The sequence below is a fragment of the Streptomyces sp. NPDC002499 genome, assembly GCF_053595415.1.
The window spans coordinates 88525-103997 of sequence record NZ_JBSFXO010000017.1; the positions used below are offsets into that span (position 1 = coordinate 88525).

Here is a 15473-nt window from a genome sequence, read left to right on the forward strand (position 1 = left end):
CCGACCTACTGGAAGCGGGGGTTGATCGAGGAACCGCTGCGATCGGCGGCTGGTAGGCGCCGATCGCAGCGGTTCCGTCGTCGTCACACGATGGGCGTCACTGGATGGTCCAGAGCTGGTTGGTCTGGTTCAGCGGTGTCCACTGGCCGAGCGCGGTTCCTCCGGTGGTCGAGTCGCCAGGAACCTCCAGGGCCTGTCGGCTCTCGAAGTTGCGCATGACGTATCCGCTGCTGGTCGGCTGGAAGTACCAGAGCTGGTTGTTGCCACCGTTGTAGGTCAGCTGGACCAGCGCCGCACCCTTGGCGTGAGAGGCGTTGGAGATGCCGAGGGCCTTGCCGCTGTTCCGGTTGACGATCTTGTAGAGGTTGCCGCTGACCCGCACGATGTTCCACTGCTGATTGGTGCCCGAGTTGCTCTGCCACTGGATGACGCTCGCGTTGTCCGCGGTCGATCCTTGGTAGACATCGGCCAGCAGGCCGCTGTTGACGTTCTTGATCGTGTAGTACGTCGACGCGTTGAATGATGGAGCGGTGGGTGAGTTCTCCAGCGCGCCGCCGGCCTGCTGCACGCTGAAGTCGCCGATGTAGAAGTAGCCGCCGTCGGTTTTGGCGACTCGCACGTACCGGAACTTCTGGCGTGCGTCGATCTTGGCCGTCAGTGTCGCGTTGTACGGGAGGACCGTGGCGTCCTGCCGTCCCAGCACCGTGTAGTCGGCGAACGTGGGGTCGTTGGAGCCGCGTATCTCGAAGTTGCTCCGGGTCTCGGGTTGGTCGACGTCCTGGCGGGTGGTGAACGAGAACTGACCGAGCGCGTACGCACTGCCGAGGTCGACCTGCCACCAGGCCGAGGTGTCGCTGCCGGTGGGGGACCAACCGGTCGTCAGGTCGTTGTCATTGGCTTTGACCGGCGCCCAGTTGGAGCTGTAGACGGAGGACGCGGTGGCCGCCTTGCCGTAGGCGAGATTGATCTTTGCCGGCAGTCCTTGATAGGCCGACTGAAGACCCGACGCTTGCATCACAGCGGTGCCGGTCGTCGTGTTGTCGGAGAGAGTGACGTTGGGGCCGTTGACGTTCCGGATGATGAAGTCGTCCGTGTGCGACAGGACGTTGTTCGCCACGGTCATGTTGCTGGAGCCCTCGTCGAGGTAGATGCCGCCCGCGCCCGAGGAACACGCGGTGGGCGTGCGGACCACGTCGTGGATGTAGTTGTTGTTGATCACCGTTCCGGGGTCGTTGGAGAGGTGGTAGATCCCCGCCGTGTCGCACAGTTGGGTCACTACGTTGCCGATGCGGTTGTAGCTGACGGAGTTGTCGCCCTCCGCGTTCGCCGCCGACTGCCAACCCCAGCCCAGGGAGATCCCGGCCCAGGGGGAGTCGGAGATGTCGTTGTGGTCGATGGTGGTGCCGTGCACGAAGCCCGCGTTGATGCCCGCGGTGCCGAGATAGTCCTGACCGGTGCGGTTGATCAGGTTGTTGGTGATCGTGACACCGCTGACGACCTCGCGCGCGTCCTCACCCGCGGGTGAGGCGGGCGGGTTGTACACGGTGTGGTACTCGACGTCGGGATCCGAGAACTTGCCCACCGTGATCCCGTTGCCCGCGATGTCCTGGACGACGTTCCCGGTGACCGCGGAGTTGTGGACGCCGTGGTGCAGGTCGAGGGCGGTCGAGCCCATCTTCGTGAAGGTGTTGCCGGTGAAGGACAGGTTGTCGGCGTTCGCGGCGTACACACCGGCCGGTGGGCGGTTGACGTACTGCTTGTTGCTGGGGTCGGCGGAGATGTTGTAGTTGCCGCCCTGGCCGTTGAGCAGTCCGTTGTCACTGGCCTCGGTCCAGTTGGTCTGGGTGAAGGTGATGCCCGAGAACTGCAGGTTGTGGACAGGGGAGTTGAGGCTGTCTCCCTTGATGTCGAAGAGCGTCTCCAGAGTCGGGACCTGCACGGTGGCCGACGTCATGGTCTCGCCCGCGCGGGGGAGGTAGTAGAGCGTCTGCGCGTCCTTGTCGAGGTAGAACTCGCCGGGCTCGGTGAGGAACTCGTGGGCGTTCTCGAAGTGCAGGGGAGAGCCGTTGGACAGCAGCGGATACGGCCGTTGGAAGAGGATGCCGGCCTCGTGGTCCTGGATCGAGACGCTCGCCAGGCCGCCGCTCGTGGTGTACGACTTCAGCCGCAGGTAGTTCTCGGCCCACTGCAGTTGCAGCACCATCTCGACGCGGCCGAAGTGGTCCCAGTTCGCCATCTGGGAGCTGAGGACCTTCAGTACCTGCGCCGTCTTGTCGCTGCCCTGTAGTTGGAAGTTGGAGCCGACGTCCGGGTAGCGGGCGCGCGTGGCCCGCACGCCGTTGACGTACAGCTGCCGGAAGTCGAGGTTGCCGACCGATGCCTTGTACTGGCCGTTGCCGGCCGATGTCCAGCCGGTGATGGACTTCGCGCTGGAGACGACCGGGGTCTCCGAGCCGTACGCCTTGTAGATGACGTTGTGGCCGTTGGTTCCCGAGTCGGCGGTGGTGAAGTCGACCGGGCTGGTGAGTGGGTACGTGCCCCCGCGCAGGTTCACGACGATGTCCCCGGACATGGCCGAGTTCACCGTGCGCACCGCGTCGCGTGCCTTGGCGATCGTCTTGAAGGCCGCCGATGTGCTGGTTCCCGAGTTGCTGTCGCTGCCGTTGGCGGGGTCCACGTAGAAGCTGGTGTCCGCCGCGTGCGCCGCCTGTGCGGGCAGGACGACGGCCGTTGCCACCAGCAGCGTCTGCAACAGTCCCACGATGAGCCGTGCGGGTCTCATGCTGTTGATCTCCTTACCTCGTTGCGCTGCGCGCCGCCGGAAGCCCCGGACGCCGCCCGCGTTCTAGGAGGGGCTGTCCGTGCCCGGATCGCCGAGATGCCAGACCTCGGTGAGGTCCGTCCACTGGCCCCCGGTGCCTCGGTCGGGCCACGGTTCCTGGCATGGATCGGTGAGTTCCCACCACCGCTGGGACACCGGGTCGGCCGCGATCGTCGCCATGTCGGCCTCGAAGTCCTCGCCGTCGTACTCGAAGTAGGCGAAGAGGACGTCGTGGTGGCGGAAGATGCTGTAGTTGCGCACGTGGGCGCGGTGCAGCGTGGCTTCGACGGCGGGCCAGACGGCGGCGTGCAGGGCGAGGTACTCCTCGCGCCGTTTCGGTCGGAGCCTGATGGTCTGGGCGATCCGTTTCACTCTCCGGCCTCCCCGTCGGGAAGCCCGGCTCCGGATCCCGCCGGCACATCCGGGGGGAACGGCGTGCGGTAGCTGGGTGTCCGCGTGCGCAGGCTCAGCCGGAGCGTGAGCCGCATGCGCGTGGAGGCGGGCAGTACGACGGTCAACAGGGAGCCGCCGACGGGCGTTTCCGCCTCGGTGACGGCCGGCTCCCCGTGGCCGTAGTCGTACATGTCCCCGATCCACGAGTCGTCCTCGCAGGTCGTGTAGCGGACCGAGGTGATGGTGTGTTCGGCGAAGGCACCGGCTTGGACGACGACGGTCCGAGCGTGGTCGGCGGAGAGGTTGACCAGTTCGACGACGGTGGCCTCGGGGTCGATCGACGTCACCAGGGCCGCCACCTCGGGCGGCAGTCCCACGCGGCGCGCCTCGCCGTCGTAATAGCGCACCCGCGCCTGCTGCAGACCACCGTTGTAGAGGACCTGGGGCCCGCCCCATGTCAGCTGTACGAGCGCCTCGGTGACCACCGGGTTCGACTGCTGCCACACGTGGATGTCCTCCTCGGCCACGTCCAGATCGCGGTAGCGGTCCATGCGGGCGAGACGGTGGCGGACCTGCGCCTGGGCCGCGGCGAGGATCCGTTCCGGGTAGCCGGGATCGTCGCCGGCGAGGAAGGCGAACCACGCCTCTTCGTGGCCCGACTCCTCCTTGGCCCGGAAGGCCCGCACGCCACGCCAGTCGAGTCCGCCGGCATCGCGCAGTCCCTCCAGCCGGGCCCGGTCGGCGGGAGCGGCCGTGTGATGCCACACCGCCACCGGCACGGCGGGGGTGACGGGGTTGTGGTCGAACCATCCGGAGTCGTTGTGGCGGAAGGGGATGTGCAGGGTGGGTGTGTGGATGTCCGGACCGAGTTGGGCGAGCCACTTGGCGGGGAGGCTGGAATCGGCTTCGGTGAAGGGCATCACCTTGCCGTGGCCGATGAGCGTGTCGAGGCTGGTCGTGACCATGGAGAGGTAGTCGTCGTCGCCGGTGACCGTCGCGGCCGCGAGTGCCGCCACGCAGGCCGCGTGGCCGACGCTGTGCCAGCCGTGCGGCCAGGACCAGCCGTAGTGCCCGCCGTACCAACGGCCTTCGAGGAGGCCGCCGACCGTGCCGTCCGGGCCGACGTTGTCGGGTATCAGGCCGCCGTTGGCCTTCGCGCGCTCACGCCATGCGCCGACGTACTCGACGATCCAGTCGCGGTAGCGTGCCTCGCCGGACAGGATCCAGGCGTTGAGGACCAAGCCTGCCGCGGCGAGGTTCACCGCGGTGTCGCCGCTGCCCATGCGGTCGCGCATCTCGCTGCCGAGGCGTGGGTCCGTGGACAGCGGGGGTACGGGGGTGTCGGCCGGCCGGATCCAGTCGAGCGGAAAGCCGTACAGCTCCGCTTCCTTGGGCAGCCAGGGGTAGGAGTCGGTGTCGGACAGACCGCGCCGTTCGGGGTCGCTGCCGTTGTGCGGGCGTTTGATGATGCGGTGCTCGGGGTCGTAGTTGCCCTTCGCCGGATCGACGTACAACTCGGCGAACCGCAGGGCGCGTTGCGACCAGCGCTCCGGGGCCGCCATGCACAGGAAGTACAGCAGCAGCAGACTCTCGCCCTGGTGGAACCAGTCGTAGCCGCGCTCGAACTCGTCCTTGAGCATGCCCAGTTCGGCCAGCTGCCGGGTGACGCCCTCCCAGTGCTTCTCGGAGGCGGGCAGCAGGTCGTCCGCGCCGCCGAGCAGATACAACTGGGGCCAGTTGAAGAACGCCTCGTAGAAGTCGTCGACTCCGTCACGGGTTGAGAGCCGTCCGTTGTAGTTCAGGCGCCCGTCCGGGCCGGTGAACTCCCGCTCGAAACGGCGCCAGGCATGGTCGAGCAGGTCGAACAGCGCGCGCTGTGCCGGCGCCCAGCCGGGAGGTTCGAGCAAGGGCACACTGGCTCGCACTCCGGCGGAGGACACCGGGCCGTCGGAGGACACCGGGCCGTCGGAGGAGGCGGTGTCCTCGCCGGCAGAGCGATCGGCAGGACTGAAGGGCATGGGAACGTCTCCGTTCGGGGGAGGAACACAGGGGAAGCGCGCGGAGGTTGACGGGACGACGACGGTCCGCGCCCTCATTCCTTGGTGGCGCCGGCGAGCATTCCGGTGACCAGGAAGCGTTGCGAGAACAGGAATACGACCAGGACCGGAGTGATCGCGACCAAGGTGGCCAGGGCGAGTTGGGGCCGCTCGATGGCCAGGGATCCGACCGTCGGGTTGAAGGAGGGCACGCTGCTGAGCAGGGTGCCGACACCCACCTGCACCGGCATCTGGTCGCTCTCGGGCAGCATCACGTAGGGCAGGAAATAGTTGGTCCAGTTGGCCACGAAGCTGAAGAAGCCGACGAGCGCGACGACGGGCGACGCGAGGGGAAGGGCGATGTGCCGGAAGACCCCGAACTCGCCGCATCCGTCGATGCGGGCGGCCGCCAGCAGATCGCGGGGCACCGCGGTGGTGAAGTAGATGTACGTCAGATACACCCCGAACGGATAGAACGAGTACGGCAGGATGATCGACCACATCGACCCGATGAGACGCACGGCGTTGAGCTCCAGGAACAGGGGCACCACCAGCGTCGCGTTCGGCATCAGCATCACGATCAGCGTGGCGACGAGCAGAGCACGACGACCGCGGAACTCCGTCATCGCCAGCGCGTAACCGGCCGGCACGGCGACGCACAGCGTGATGACCAGGGAAATGCCCGCGTAGATCGCCGAGTTGCGCAGCCACAGCAGGATCGCGTTGTCCTGGAAGGCGGTCAGCGCATGCCAGTTGGCCTTCAGCGCGTGCCAGGAGCCGAAGGAGAGCGGGTTGCCGTGCACGAGTTGGTGGTCCGTCTTCGTGGCGGCCAGGACGAGCCAGAGCACGGGCAGGACGAAGAACACCGTGAACGCGACCAGTACGGCGGCCACCAACGCCCGGGACCCGTAGCGCCGTACGGGAGGCCGGCGGCTGCGGGGAGACCTCCGCGCCGTGGGGCTCACGCTCGCGCCGACTTCTCCGGGACGTGGACGCACACCGGGGTGCGTGGAAGTCTCACTCGGCATCGAAGAATCCCGACCGTGCGACGAAGAGGGCGGCGGCCGACAGACTCACGACCAGGAGCTCGACGGAGACGGCCGCGGCACCGTTGATGTTGTTCATCTGGAAGGCGAAGTCGTACGACAGCTGGTTGAGGGAGTAGTCGCGTCCCGCCACTCCCACACTGGCCAGGGACAAAAGCTGTGGCTCGACGAAGAGCTGGGCGCCGCCGGCGAAGGCGAGGATCACCATGTAGACGATCCATTTGCGCAGCATGGGGATCTGCACCCGCCACGCGGTCTGCCAGGCCCCCGCGCCATCGATGCGGGCGGCCTCCATCACGTCCTTGGGGATGTTGTTGAGCGCGCCGTAGATGACGACGATCCAGCCGCCCGCGCCGGTCCAGAACGCGATGATCGTGAACAGCAGAGGCAGGTGGCCGGGGGCGATGACTTCGCCGAACGTGTCGTAACCGAGGGCACTCAGGAGGGAACTGACCGGGCTCACCGTGGGGTCGAGCATGAACAGCCACACCAGCACGCTCGCGGCACCCGCGAGGGCACCGGGAATGTAGAAGAGGAACCTCAGCGCTTTTCCGGCGCCGCCGGAAGCGAGCCGGTGGAGCACCAACGCGAGGCCGACCACGATCACCACGAGCGAGACGAGCCAGAACAGCAGATAGAGCGCCACGTGCCCGAGGGCCGGTACGAACCGGAAGTCCCGCATCGTGGTGACGAAGTTGTCGAAGCCGGTGAACGCGCCCTGGGCATTGCTGAAGGCGAAGTAGACGGCGTAGGCGGTCGGGACGACACCGAACGCGATCAGCAGTACGAGGTAGGCGGCGACGAACGCGGCGCCCGCCCGTCCCTGCCGCCGGGCGCCCTGGGGACGCCGACGGACAGAGCCGACGGGGGAGTGGGTCGTGGTCACTTGGAGACCTTGTATCCGTTGGACTGGGCGTACTTGACGATGGAGTCCTGCCAGGCGGGCAGCAGCGAGACGATGCTCTTGCCCTGCGTCAGACCGGGCTTGACCGTCGCGGCCCAGATCGCCTCCTGGCTGAACTGGCCCGAGCCCCAGCCCGGCCAGACCTGGGTGGAGGCGTCCTTCAGTACGTGGATGTCCCCCGCGAAGTAGCCGGAGGCGTTCTGCTGCTTCAACCAGGTCTCCGCAGCCGGGGCGTAGGCGGGGAAGCCGGGTGCGACCTTGCCCTGGTAGGCGTCGTCCGTCGTCACCCAGGTGAGGAACTCGGTGGCTGCCTTGATGTGTTCGGAGTGCTGGGACAGCAGCCAGGTACCGCCGCCGACGTTGCCGGTCGACGGCGAGGACTCGCCGCTCCACTGAGGTATGGGCGCCGCCGCGATCTGCTTGGCCGGCGTCTTGAAGGTGCCCTTGAACAGCGCGCCGCCGTACCAGGAGGGGCCGGGCATCATCAGCACCTTGCCGGCCTTGTTCTTGCCGAAGTCGGTGCTGAAGACCCCGCTGATGGACATGGACTTCTTCTTGATCAGTACGTCCATGAGCGCGGCCATCTTCGTGCACTCGGCGCTGGTGGTGTTCACGGAGACGGACTTGGCACCGGTGATGTGGTTGGCACCGCACTTGCCGGCCCACAGGTAGATCTCCGGAGTGAAGGAGTCGCCCGCGTCGCCCACCAGGTACCCGGGGTGCTCGGCGGCCACCTTCTCACCGAGTTTCTGGTACTCCTCCCAGGTCGTGGGCACCGTGTAGCCGAACTGCTTCATCAGCGGCGCGTTGTACCAGAGCACGGCCTGCGAGAGGTCGTTGCGCAGGCAGTAGACCGTGCCGCCCACTGTGCAGACGTCGTTGGCGCCCTTGGCGAACTGCCCGAGGGTCTGCGCAGGGACGAGCCCCTTGTTCAAGGGGGCCGCGAAGTTGGCGTCGACCGCCCAGGTCGCCTCGTTGTTCTGCGAGCTGAAGACGACGTCCGGCCAGCCCTTGCCGGTGCGGTTGAAGAGCTGGACCTTCGTCTGCAGGTAGTTCGATCCGTTGGCGTCGCCGTCGTAGGTGACGATGTCGAGCTTCACGTCCGGGTGGAGCTTCTGGTAGAGCTTCGCGGCGGCCACCCGGGTCGAGTCCACCCACACGGTCAGGGTCCCGTCCTTCTGCGGCACCTGATTGAAGCCGTCCTTGCTGTTCGTACTCGTGGCGCCGCCACCGCAGGCCGTGGCGGCCGTGACCACGACGGCCACGCACCCCGCGAGGAGAACCGATCGCCGTTTGGCCAGCGCTCTGCTTCGGACAACGGACTGCTTCATCGCGGTCATCAGTGACTCCATTACGTGGCTGGCGTCCAGAGGGTCGTCGCTCCGAAATTAGGCGCCTCATTCGAGCCCTGGTCAAGAAGATGTGCAGTCACAAAATTGGATTCTCTGGCCACACGATCCACCAGTTTGCGGTAGTTAGTCAGGTATATTCCGATTTTTGCGCGACCGAACATCGCGTGCTTGCCGTGGGCTCTGCAAGATAAGTACGATTCATTTCATCGAGTGAGGTGTTCAGTAGAGTGACCACGAAGGGACGGGCTCGCTCTGTGAGACCAGCGATAGGGGTGACGGCTTTGGGTGCAGGGGCGGACACGGGGCGCGACTACCGTCCGGGCTATGAGCTCGTCGCGGAGCGGATCCTGGAGTTCATCGCCGAGTCAGGTCTGGTTCCCGGCGACCGGCTGCCGACAGAGACCGATCTGGCCGGGCGGCTGGGCACCAGCAGGGCGGTGGTGCGCGAAGCCGTCAAGATCCTTTCCGCCCTCGGGCGGATCCGCGCGCACAAGGGCCGTGGTCTGTTCGTCTCGGACGACGAGGGCATGCTCAGTGCCAGTCGCTGGGGCGGGTTCTTCCGACCCACCGACCTGGACCACATCTTCATGCTGTTCCAGTTCCGCAGGATCCAGGAGATGGCCGCCGCCAGCATCGCGGCGACGAGTGCGACCCCTGCCGAACTCCGGGCGATGGAGGTGGCCGTGGAGACGTGCCGTCACGGTTTCGTCCACGGACAGGTCGAGGTGTTCAACCAGGCGGACGACGACTTCCATGCCGCGATCGCGGCGGCCTCCCACAACAGTTTCCTGGTCGACGCCGTGCGCGACGCACGTCGGTTGCAGAGACAGTCAAGTGCCCTCGGTATCCACGACACGCTCACTGCTCAGTCCGAGGCTGCCGTCGAGGAGCATGCCGCCATCTACGAAGCCGTGCGTGACGGCCGGCCGGAAGCCGCGGCGCAGGCCACTGCCGTACACCTCGACAGGACGCTTGAGGACTACCGTCAGGAAATCAAACGGAGGGTCTTCGGGTAGCGGGGGGTCTTCGGGCAAGGGGAGCGCGGGCCAAGTGTCGCTGGTCAGAACCCTGTTGGCGGTGTCGTAGGCAACGACTTCGGCGGATAGCTACGCAGGACGAGCGAGGTGGTGACCGGCCCGTACCGGGCGAGGGAGTCCACGACCTGTTCAAGGCGTTCGGCGTGGGAACAGTGCACGTCGAGCAGCAGGCAGTCCTCGCCGGTCACGCGGAGGGTCGAGACGACCTCGGGAGTCCGGGCGGCAAGGGCGAGCGCTTCGGACAACTGCGCGTGGGTCGTGCGCAGCCGGACGACGGCGTGGATGTTCAGTCCGACCGCGGCTGGGCGACGACGGCGCGGTAGCCGGTGATGATCCCGTTCTTCTCCAGGCGTTGGATACGGGCGCCGGCTGCCGGTTGGGACAGCCCGACTCGGCGTCCGACCTCGGCTCCGGTCAACCGGCCGTCGGTCTGCAGCAGTTCCAGGATGGCACGGTCGATCTCGTCGAGTGATTCCATCGTTGTCACCGCCACTTTCTTTGAGATCACTTGCTGAGCTCGATCGTTGCCGCTGATCCATCGAGACTCACCTCGGGGTGCCTGCGCGATGTGCGGAGGTCACGATTGGAAGAGGGGCAGGCGATGGTCGCGTACATCATCATCCCTGGGATCGACGGTTCGGATGAGGGCCACTGGCAGAGCTTGTGGGAGAAGCGATGGGGTCCCGCAGCGGTCCGGATCGCACCGGCCTCGTGGAGCAGGCCCGACCTGCCGGACTGGGTTGCCGCGATCCAGGCCGCCTACGAGATCGCTTCCCGGCGCAACGAGCAGGTGGTGTTGGTGGCTCACAGCCTGGGCTGCTGGGCAGCCGCGCACTGGCTGGAGCAAGCGCGGCCTGGCGCGGTGGCCGCATTCCTGGTCGCCCCGCCCGATCCCCAGGGACCGGCCTTCCCGCGTGAGGCCGCATCGACGTTCCTGGCCCTGTCCGCTGTCCCATTGTCGTGCCCGAGCCTGGTGGTGGCCAGCGACGACGACCCCTACTGCGACCCGACGACGTCCGCCTCCTTCGCGCGCGAGTGGCAGGCGCGATGGCATCTCGTCGGAAGTCACGGCCACATCAACTCCGTTAGTGACATGGGTGATTGGGAGACTGGCCTGGAACTCCTGAGCGGTCTCGTCGTCAGCTGAGATGGCTGATCCCCTACGGAGGCCCTCTGCCGAAACGGCGACTGTCGACGCGAATTGAAGATCGACGGCAACCCTTTCGCCTCGTGCGGCCACTGAGCAGGGCAACACCGACTCGCTCTTCCGAACGGGATGAACATGCAAGAGACACGTCAGGCCGCGCGGCAGCGCAGACGCAGACGCGAGCTGATGATCGGCAGTGCCGCGGCGCTGATCGCCGTAAGCCTGGTCGTCTGCCTGGTCACGAAAGACCGGTCCGGCCCACAACCCGCTGCCGCAAGCGCCGCAGCCTCTGACGAGACCCAGACGTCGGCGTCGCCGAAGAAGAAGTCCTCCACGCCGTCCCCGTCAGCAGTCTCCACATCCCCTTCGGCCGGCGCGTCGACCCCGAAGGCTTCCCCGTCGAGGTCGGCGGCACGGCCATCGGCTTCCCCGCGGAGCGCTCCGGTCACGACCTCCCTCGCGGGACGAATCCGGCCCAGGACCACGTACCAAGGAGTCGCCACGGTCTACAAGGCCGGAGTGGGGGACGGCGCCTGCTCGTACGGGCCGAGCAGCGACATGATGATCGCGGCGATGAACACCACCGACTACGAGACGTCCAGAGCCTGCGGGGCATACGTGCTCGTCCGGACGGCGAGCGGCGCCTCCGTCACGGTCCGGATCACCAACGAATGTCCGCTGCCCTGCGCACCCGGTCAACTCGACCTCAGCGAACAGGCCTTCGCCAAACTGGTCCCTGTCTCGACGGGCCGGATCGCGATCACCTGGAGCCTGTTGAGCCCCGACACGTCGGGCACGATATCGATCCGCTACAAGACCGGGTCCAGCCCCTACTGGTGCGGCATCCAGGCGATCGGCCACCGCAACCCGCTCGCTCGGCTGGAGGTCCGCGCCGGCGGTGGCTGGCGCCAACTGGCCCGCACCGACTACAACTACTTCCTTTCCCCCGACGGCAGTGGGTGCGGCGGCGCGATCAGACTCACCGACATCTACGGACAGCAACTGATCGTCAACGGGATCGCGGTGCGGCCTGAAACCGTGCAGCCCACCCGGGTCCAGTTCGCCCGACACTGACCCGCCCCGTCGATCCCGTTGGCCTTCGGTGTGCCAACGGGACCGGCCGGAGGCCGTGCCGTGGCTTTGTTCTTCTGCGGGTCGCTCAGGATGCCACCGTGGGGCCGGGTGCCGGGTGCGGCATGGTGAGTGCGTCGAGCAGGTGGTCGGCCCCGACGGGGACGGACAGGGTCCGGCCGGCGAGGTCGGCGGGGGTTTCGGGGTGGGTGGGGTTGACGCGTATGAGGCGGGCGTCGGGGATCTGCCGGGTGAGTTGTTCGCCCGGCCATCGGATGACGCCGGGCGTGTTGAATCCGGCGCCGAGTTCGAGGATGAGCAGGCGGGTTCCGGCGGTGGATCCCAGCCAGTCCTGTAGGCGGCGGCCCGCGGGGAGATAGGGGTCGTCGACGAACTCGGGGCCGATACGGACGTTGATCTCTACCTCGCCCCCGCAGTTGGGGCAACTGGGCAGGGGACCGGTCACGGCGCCGGTGGTCGGGTCGTACGAGGTCAGGAGTTGTGCGACGAGGGGACGGCTGTCCCAGGCGGTCGCGGTACAGGGGGTCGTGCACTGGTAGCGGCCGTAGTCGCCCTGCGGGGTGAAGGTCCGGTCGGGATCGAAGCCGTTGCGGGCGAAGAGGGCGTCCACGTTGGACGTCATCACCCAGTGGTCCTTGCCGTCGACGAGGGAACTCAGGCGCCGGTAAAGGGGATTGGGGTCCGGAGAGAAGCGGATGTCGTCGATGTGGACGGCCCAGTAGCCCCACCACAGCTCGGGCGGCAGCGGTACGCCGACGAGGTAGCGGGAGCGCAGGCCGAGGCGGTGCAGGGCGGGGAAGAGTTCCCGGAAGCGGTCCTCGTCGCCGTAGTCGTATCCGGCGGCGGCGCTGAGCCCGGCCCCGGCGGTGATCAGGACGCGGTCGGCCTCGCCGAGCCAGGTGTGTACCGTCCCGGCGGCGGCTTTCAGGTCGAAGGCGGACTCGTTCATCGGGGCTGGTTTCCTTCGGTCAGTGCCTGGAGGTAGGCGGCACGGTCGTCGTCCGCGTACACGGTGAAGATCACGCGGTCGAACCGCCCGGGGTGGAGGTCGAGCCACTCGGCCACGGTGTCGAGGGCGATGCGGGCGGCGGGCTCTTTGGGGTAGCCGAAGACACCCGTGCTGATGCCGCAGAACGCCACGCTGCGCAGGCCGTTCACTTCGGCGGCGAGGTCGAGGCAGGCGCGGTACGAGGCCGCCAAGGCCTGTTGGTGATGCGGGCGCACGGGGCCGTCGACGATCGGACCGACGGTGTGCAGGACGTAGCGGGCGGGCAGGTGGTAGCCGCGGGTGATCTTGGCTGTGCCGGTCGGCTCGGGGTGGCCCTGGAGGGACATGATCGTGTGGCAGTCGGCGCGAAGGCGGGGGCCGGCTGCGGCACGAAGGGCGTTGTCGATGCACGCGTGCATCGGCGCGAAGCAGCCGAGCAGGGCGCTGTTGGCGGCGTTCACGACGGCGTCCGCGCAGAGGGTGGTGAGGTTGCCCTGCCACAGCACCGTACGGTCGGCGGCTCGGTAGGTGGTGTGGGGGAGGGTGTCGTGGACGGTGGGCAGCGAGGCGGCGTCGACGGTCTCGCGTACCAGGCGTTCGCCGGCCAGGAGCGCGTCCAGCACGCGCATGGTCCCGGTCGGCAGTGGGGCGGGCTCCCGGAGCGTCAGCACCGCGCGCAGGAGCCGCCGGGCGTCGGCGTCGTCGACCCGGTCCGCGGCGCCGCGGACCAACCCGGCCTTCGCTGCTGCCGAGTCGTCGGCCAGCAGGCCGAGCGCCTCCCGTACCAGGCCGGCGGACCGGTCGCCGGGGTCGTGGCCGGTATCGGGACGGAACGGCTCGTCCAAGGCGATGGCGGCGCGATAGGCGGCGAGTGGCAGCGGGGTCGGGTACACGGGGTCCTCCGGGCGGTGGGCTCGTGACGGGTCGAAGTGGGACGGGTCCGCGGAAGGGCGCGCCACTGTGCCCTCGTTCCCGGATCGGGGAGGGCACAGCGGATGGGTGAGGGCACCTCAGGCAGGTTGTTTGAGGGCTCCGGTGCGGAGTTCGGCGACCCGGCCGTCGCCCGTCTCGTACGTCCAGAAGGCGTGGATCGTAAGGGCGTTGAGGTTCAGGAGGCGGGTGAACGTCATGCCGGACCTCTCGGCGTAGGTGACCTCACTCATCGCGTTGTCTCCTTGCGGACGGCGCGCAGCTCTAGAACAGGCCGTTGTCGTGGGGCAGTTCGGCCGGGATCGGGGCGATGACGTCCCAGTGCTCGACGATCCTGCCGGCCCGGACGCGGAAGAGGTCGTAGTAGGCGACGGGGACTCCGAACTCGCCCTCGGACTGGAGCAGGACGAATTCGCCCTCGGCGATGACCTTGTGGACGGTCTTGTAGACGAGGTTCTTGTCCTGCTCGGCCCACTTCGCGGCGGCGGCACCGAAGCCGTCGAGGCCGTCGGCGGCCTCCGGGTTGTGCTGGTCGTACGTCTCGGTGGAGATGTAGTCGGTGAGCACCGAGTAGTCGGCGCCGACCAGGACCTTCTGCGCGAACTCGGTGACCAGGGCCCGGTTGGCCTCGGTCTCCTCGGGCGCGGTGACCTCGGTGGGTCCATCGGTCTGCGAGCGCCCGGAAGCGGTGTCCGTGACCAGCGGAGTCAGGGCGTCCCAGTGCTCGGCGAGCTTGCCGTCGGCGTCGACGCGGAAGACGTCGAAGGCGACCAGCGGGTCCGGCCCGAAGCCGTGGTACGTGCCGTGCAGGGCGACCCGGTCGCCGTCGGCGATCACGCGGGCGCCCTCGTAGCGGAAGCCCTCCGGCAGGCCGGCGACCAGTTGGCGCAGGGCCTCGGGACCGTCGGCGGCAAGGCTGCTGTGCTGGGTGTAGTCGGCGGCGACCCACCGGTCCACCGCGCTCTGGTCCTTCTGGCCGAACAGCTCTCCGGCGGCGGTCAGCACGGTGTTCTTGGTGTTGCTCATGACAGTTCTCCTTGCAAGGGCAGTTCTTGGATGGGGACTTGGAGGAGGGGCGCGGTCAACCGCTGGTCGAGGGCGGCGGTCAGGGAAGCGGCCGTGGAGCCGGCGTCGCCTAGCTGGTCCGCGCCGTGGGCGGTGTCCAGCAGCAGCGTCGGGTACGAGAACACCCGCAGGCGGCGCAGCGTGCGGAAGTCGGCACGGGCTCTCACCCTGCCGGCGGGGGAGTTGAACGCCGCGGTCACGGCGTCCGCGTCCAGGTCGAGCGCGACGGCCAGCTCCCGGTAGACCTCCGCGTCGGACAGGCTCCGGCCGTCGACGAACCAGGCCCGCTGCATGGCCTCGGCCACGTCCAGTTCGCTGATGCCGGGCTGGTCCCGCAGCGCGGCCAGCCCCGCCGCCGCGGCGGCGGAGTCGAGCACGGCCGTTCCCTGCGACAGGGCTCGCTCGTAGCCCGTGCCGAAGCTGGCTCCGGTCAGCCGCGTGATGGTGCCGCGTTCGGCCGACAGGTGCGGATAGGCCGCGATGGGCAGCGCTCGGACACCGGTGTAAAGACCGGCCGACACGACGCGGATCCGGATGCGGTGAGTGTTGTCCTCGGCGAAGGCCCGCAGGGTGGGGCCGAAGCCGAAGCACCAGGCGCAGTACGCGTCGAAGGCGTATGTCAGGGAGGCTCGTTCCGCCGAAGGCATCACATGCCTCCTCTC

General features: G+C 67.9%; 17 protein-coding genes. 3 read left to right on the forward strand and 14 right to left on the reverse strand.

Going from position 1 to position 15473, the window contains the following annotated elements:
• Positions 1-97 precede the first annotated feature (97 nt).
• From ACWD5F_RS40730 to ACWD5F_RS40755, 6 genes are all read right to left on the reverse strand, one after another.
• Positions 98-2782: an RICIN domain-containing protein gene (locus tag ACWD5F_RS40730; protein ID WP_451261248.1), complete on the reverse strand. Its 2685-nt coding sequence runs from the start codon at positions 2780-2782 to the stop codon at positions 98-100.
• 63 nt (positions 2783-2845) lie between these two features.
• Positions 2846-3193 (reverse strand): L-rhamnose mutarotase, encoded by a 348-nt coding sequence (locus tag ACWD5F_RS40735; RefSeq protein WP_451261249.1) that lies wholly within the window; start codon positions 3191-3193, stop codon positions 2846-2848.
• Positions 3190-5232 (reverse strand): hypothetical protein, encoded by a 2043-nt coding sequence (locus ACWD5F_RS40740; protein ID WP_451261250.1) that lies wholly within the window; start codon positions 5230-5232, stop codon positions 3190-3192. The genes ACWD5F_RS40735 and ACWD5F_RS40740 overlap by 4 nt, the downstream gene beginning before the upstream one ends.
• A gap of 74 nt (positions 5233-5306) precedes the next feature.
• On the reverse strand, positions 5307-6143 hold the full coding sequence (locus ACWD5F_RS40745) for a carbohydrate ABC transporter permease (protein ID WP_451261406.1): 837 nt from the start codon (positions 6141-6143) through the stop codon (positions 5307-5309).
• Positions 6144-6267: 124 nt separating this feature from the next.
• Complete coding sequence (locus ACWD5F_RS40750) at positions 6268-7182, reverse strand: carbohydrate ABC transporter permease (protein ID WP_451261251.1); 915 nt, start codon at positions 7180-7182, stop codon at positions 6268-6270.
• Complete coding sequence (locus ACWD5F_RS40755) at positions 7179-8540, reverse strand: ABC transporter substrate-binding protein (protein ID WP_451261252.1); 1362 nt, start codon at positions 8538-8540, stop codon at positions 7179-7181. Before ACWD5F_RS40755 ends, ACWD5F_RS40750 begins: the two co-directional genes overlap by 4 nt.
• Positions 8541-8833: 293 nt before the next feature.
• On the opposite strand from ACWD5F_RS40755, the gene ACWD5F_RS40760 reads away from it, so the two are divergent.
• A complete protein-coding gene (locus ACWD5F_RS40760; protein WP_451261253.1) occupies positions 8834-9568 on the forward strand; it encodes a FadR/GntR family transcriptional regulator in 735 nt (244 codons plus the stop codon).
• A 44-nt stretch (positions 9569-9612) separates the two neighbouring features.
• Here the strand turns inward: ACWD5F_RS40760 and ACWD5F_RS40765 are convergent, their stop codons facing one another.
• Both ACWD5F_RS40765 and ACWD5F_RS40770 read right to left on the reverse strand, forming a co-directional pair.
• Complete coding sequence (locus ACWD5F_RS40765; protein ID WP_451261254.1) at positions 9613-9834, reverse strand: Lrp/AsnC ligand binding domain-containing protein; 222 nt, start codon at positions 9832-9834, stop codon at positions 9613-9615.
• Positions 9835-9875: 41 nt separating this feature from the next.
• On the reverse strand, positions 9876-10067 hold the full coding sequence (locus ACWD5F_RS40770; RefSeq protein WP_451261255.1) for an AsnC family transcriptional regulator: 192 nt from the start codon (positions 10065-10067) through the stop codon (positions 9876-9878).
• A 123-nt stretch (positions 10068-10190) separates the two neighbouring features.
• On the opposite strand from ACWD5F_RS40770, the gene ACWD5F_RS40775 reads away from it, so the two are divergent.
• Entirely contained in the window at positions 10191-10736 is a 546-nt protein-coding gene (locus ACWD5F_RS40775; protein WP_451261256.1) for an RBBP9/YdeN family alpha/beta hydrolase, read from the forward strand.
• Between the two features lie 149 nt (positions 10737-10885).
• Here ACWD5F_RS40775 and ACWD5F_RS40780 read toward each other — a convergent pair whose 3' ends face one another.
• Complete coding sequence (locus ACWD5F_RS40780) at positions 10886-11185, reverse strand: hypothetical protein (protein WP_451261415.1); 300 nt, start codon at positions 11183-11185, stop codon at positions 10886-10888.
• 19 nt (positions 11186-11204) lie between these two features.
• Between ACWD5F_RS40780 and ACWD5F_RS40785 the strand changes: the two genes are divergently transcribed.
• Complete coding sequence (locus ACWD5F_RS40785) at positions 11205-11810, forward strand: expansin EXLX1 family cellulose-binding protein (protein WP_451261407.1); 606 nt, start codon at positions 11205-11207, stop codon at positions 11808-11810.
• A gap of 85 nt (positions 11811-11895) precedes the next feature.
• Here ACWD5F_RS40785 and ACWD5F_RS40790 read toward each other — a convergent pair whose 3' ends face one another.
• The 5 genes from ACWD5F_RS40790 to ACWD5F_RS40810 all read right to left on the reverse strand — a co-directional run bounded on the left by ACWD5F_RS40790 (position 11896) and on the right by ACWD5F_RS40810 (position 15458).
• Entirely contained in the window at positions 11896-12777 is an 882-nt protein-coding gene (locus ACWD5F_RS40790) for an NAD-dependent protein deacetylase of SIR2 family (RefSeq protein WP_451261257.1), read from the reverse strand.
• A complete protein-coding gene (locus ACWD5F_RS40795; RefSeq protein WP_451261258.1) occupies positions 12774-13709 on the reverse strand; it encodes a protein-ADP-ribose hydrolase in 936 nt (311 codons plus the stop codon). The genes ACWD5F_RS40790 and ACWD5F_RS40795 overlap by 4 nt, the downstream gene beginning before the upstream one ends.
• Positions 13710-13826: 117 nt before the next feature.
• Positions 13827-13979, reverse strand: a complete 153-nt coding sequence (locus tag ACWD5F_RS40800; protein WP_451261259.1) for a hypothetical protein — start codon at positions 13977-13979, stop codon at positions 13827-13829.
• A gap of 31 nt (positions 13980-14010) precedes the next feature.
• Positions 14011-14772, reverse strand: coding sequence for a nuclear transport factor 2 family protein (locus ACWD5F_RS40805; protein WP_451261260.1), 762 nt, complete (start codon positions 14770-14772; stop codon positions 14011-14013).
• Positions 14769-15458, reverse strand: coding sequence for a DsbA family protein (locus ACWD5F_RS40810; protein ID WP_451261261.1), 690 nt, complete (start codon positions 15456-15458; stop codon positions 14769-14771). The genes ACWD5F_RS40805 and ACWD5F_RS40810 overlap by 4 nt, the downstream gene beginning before the upstream one ends.
• Positions 15459-15473 lie beyond the last annotated feature (15 nt).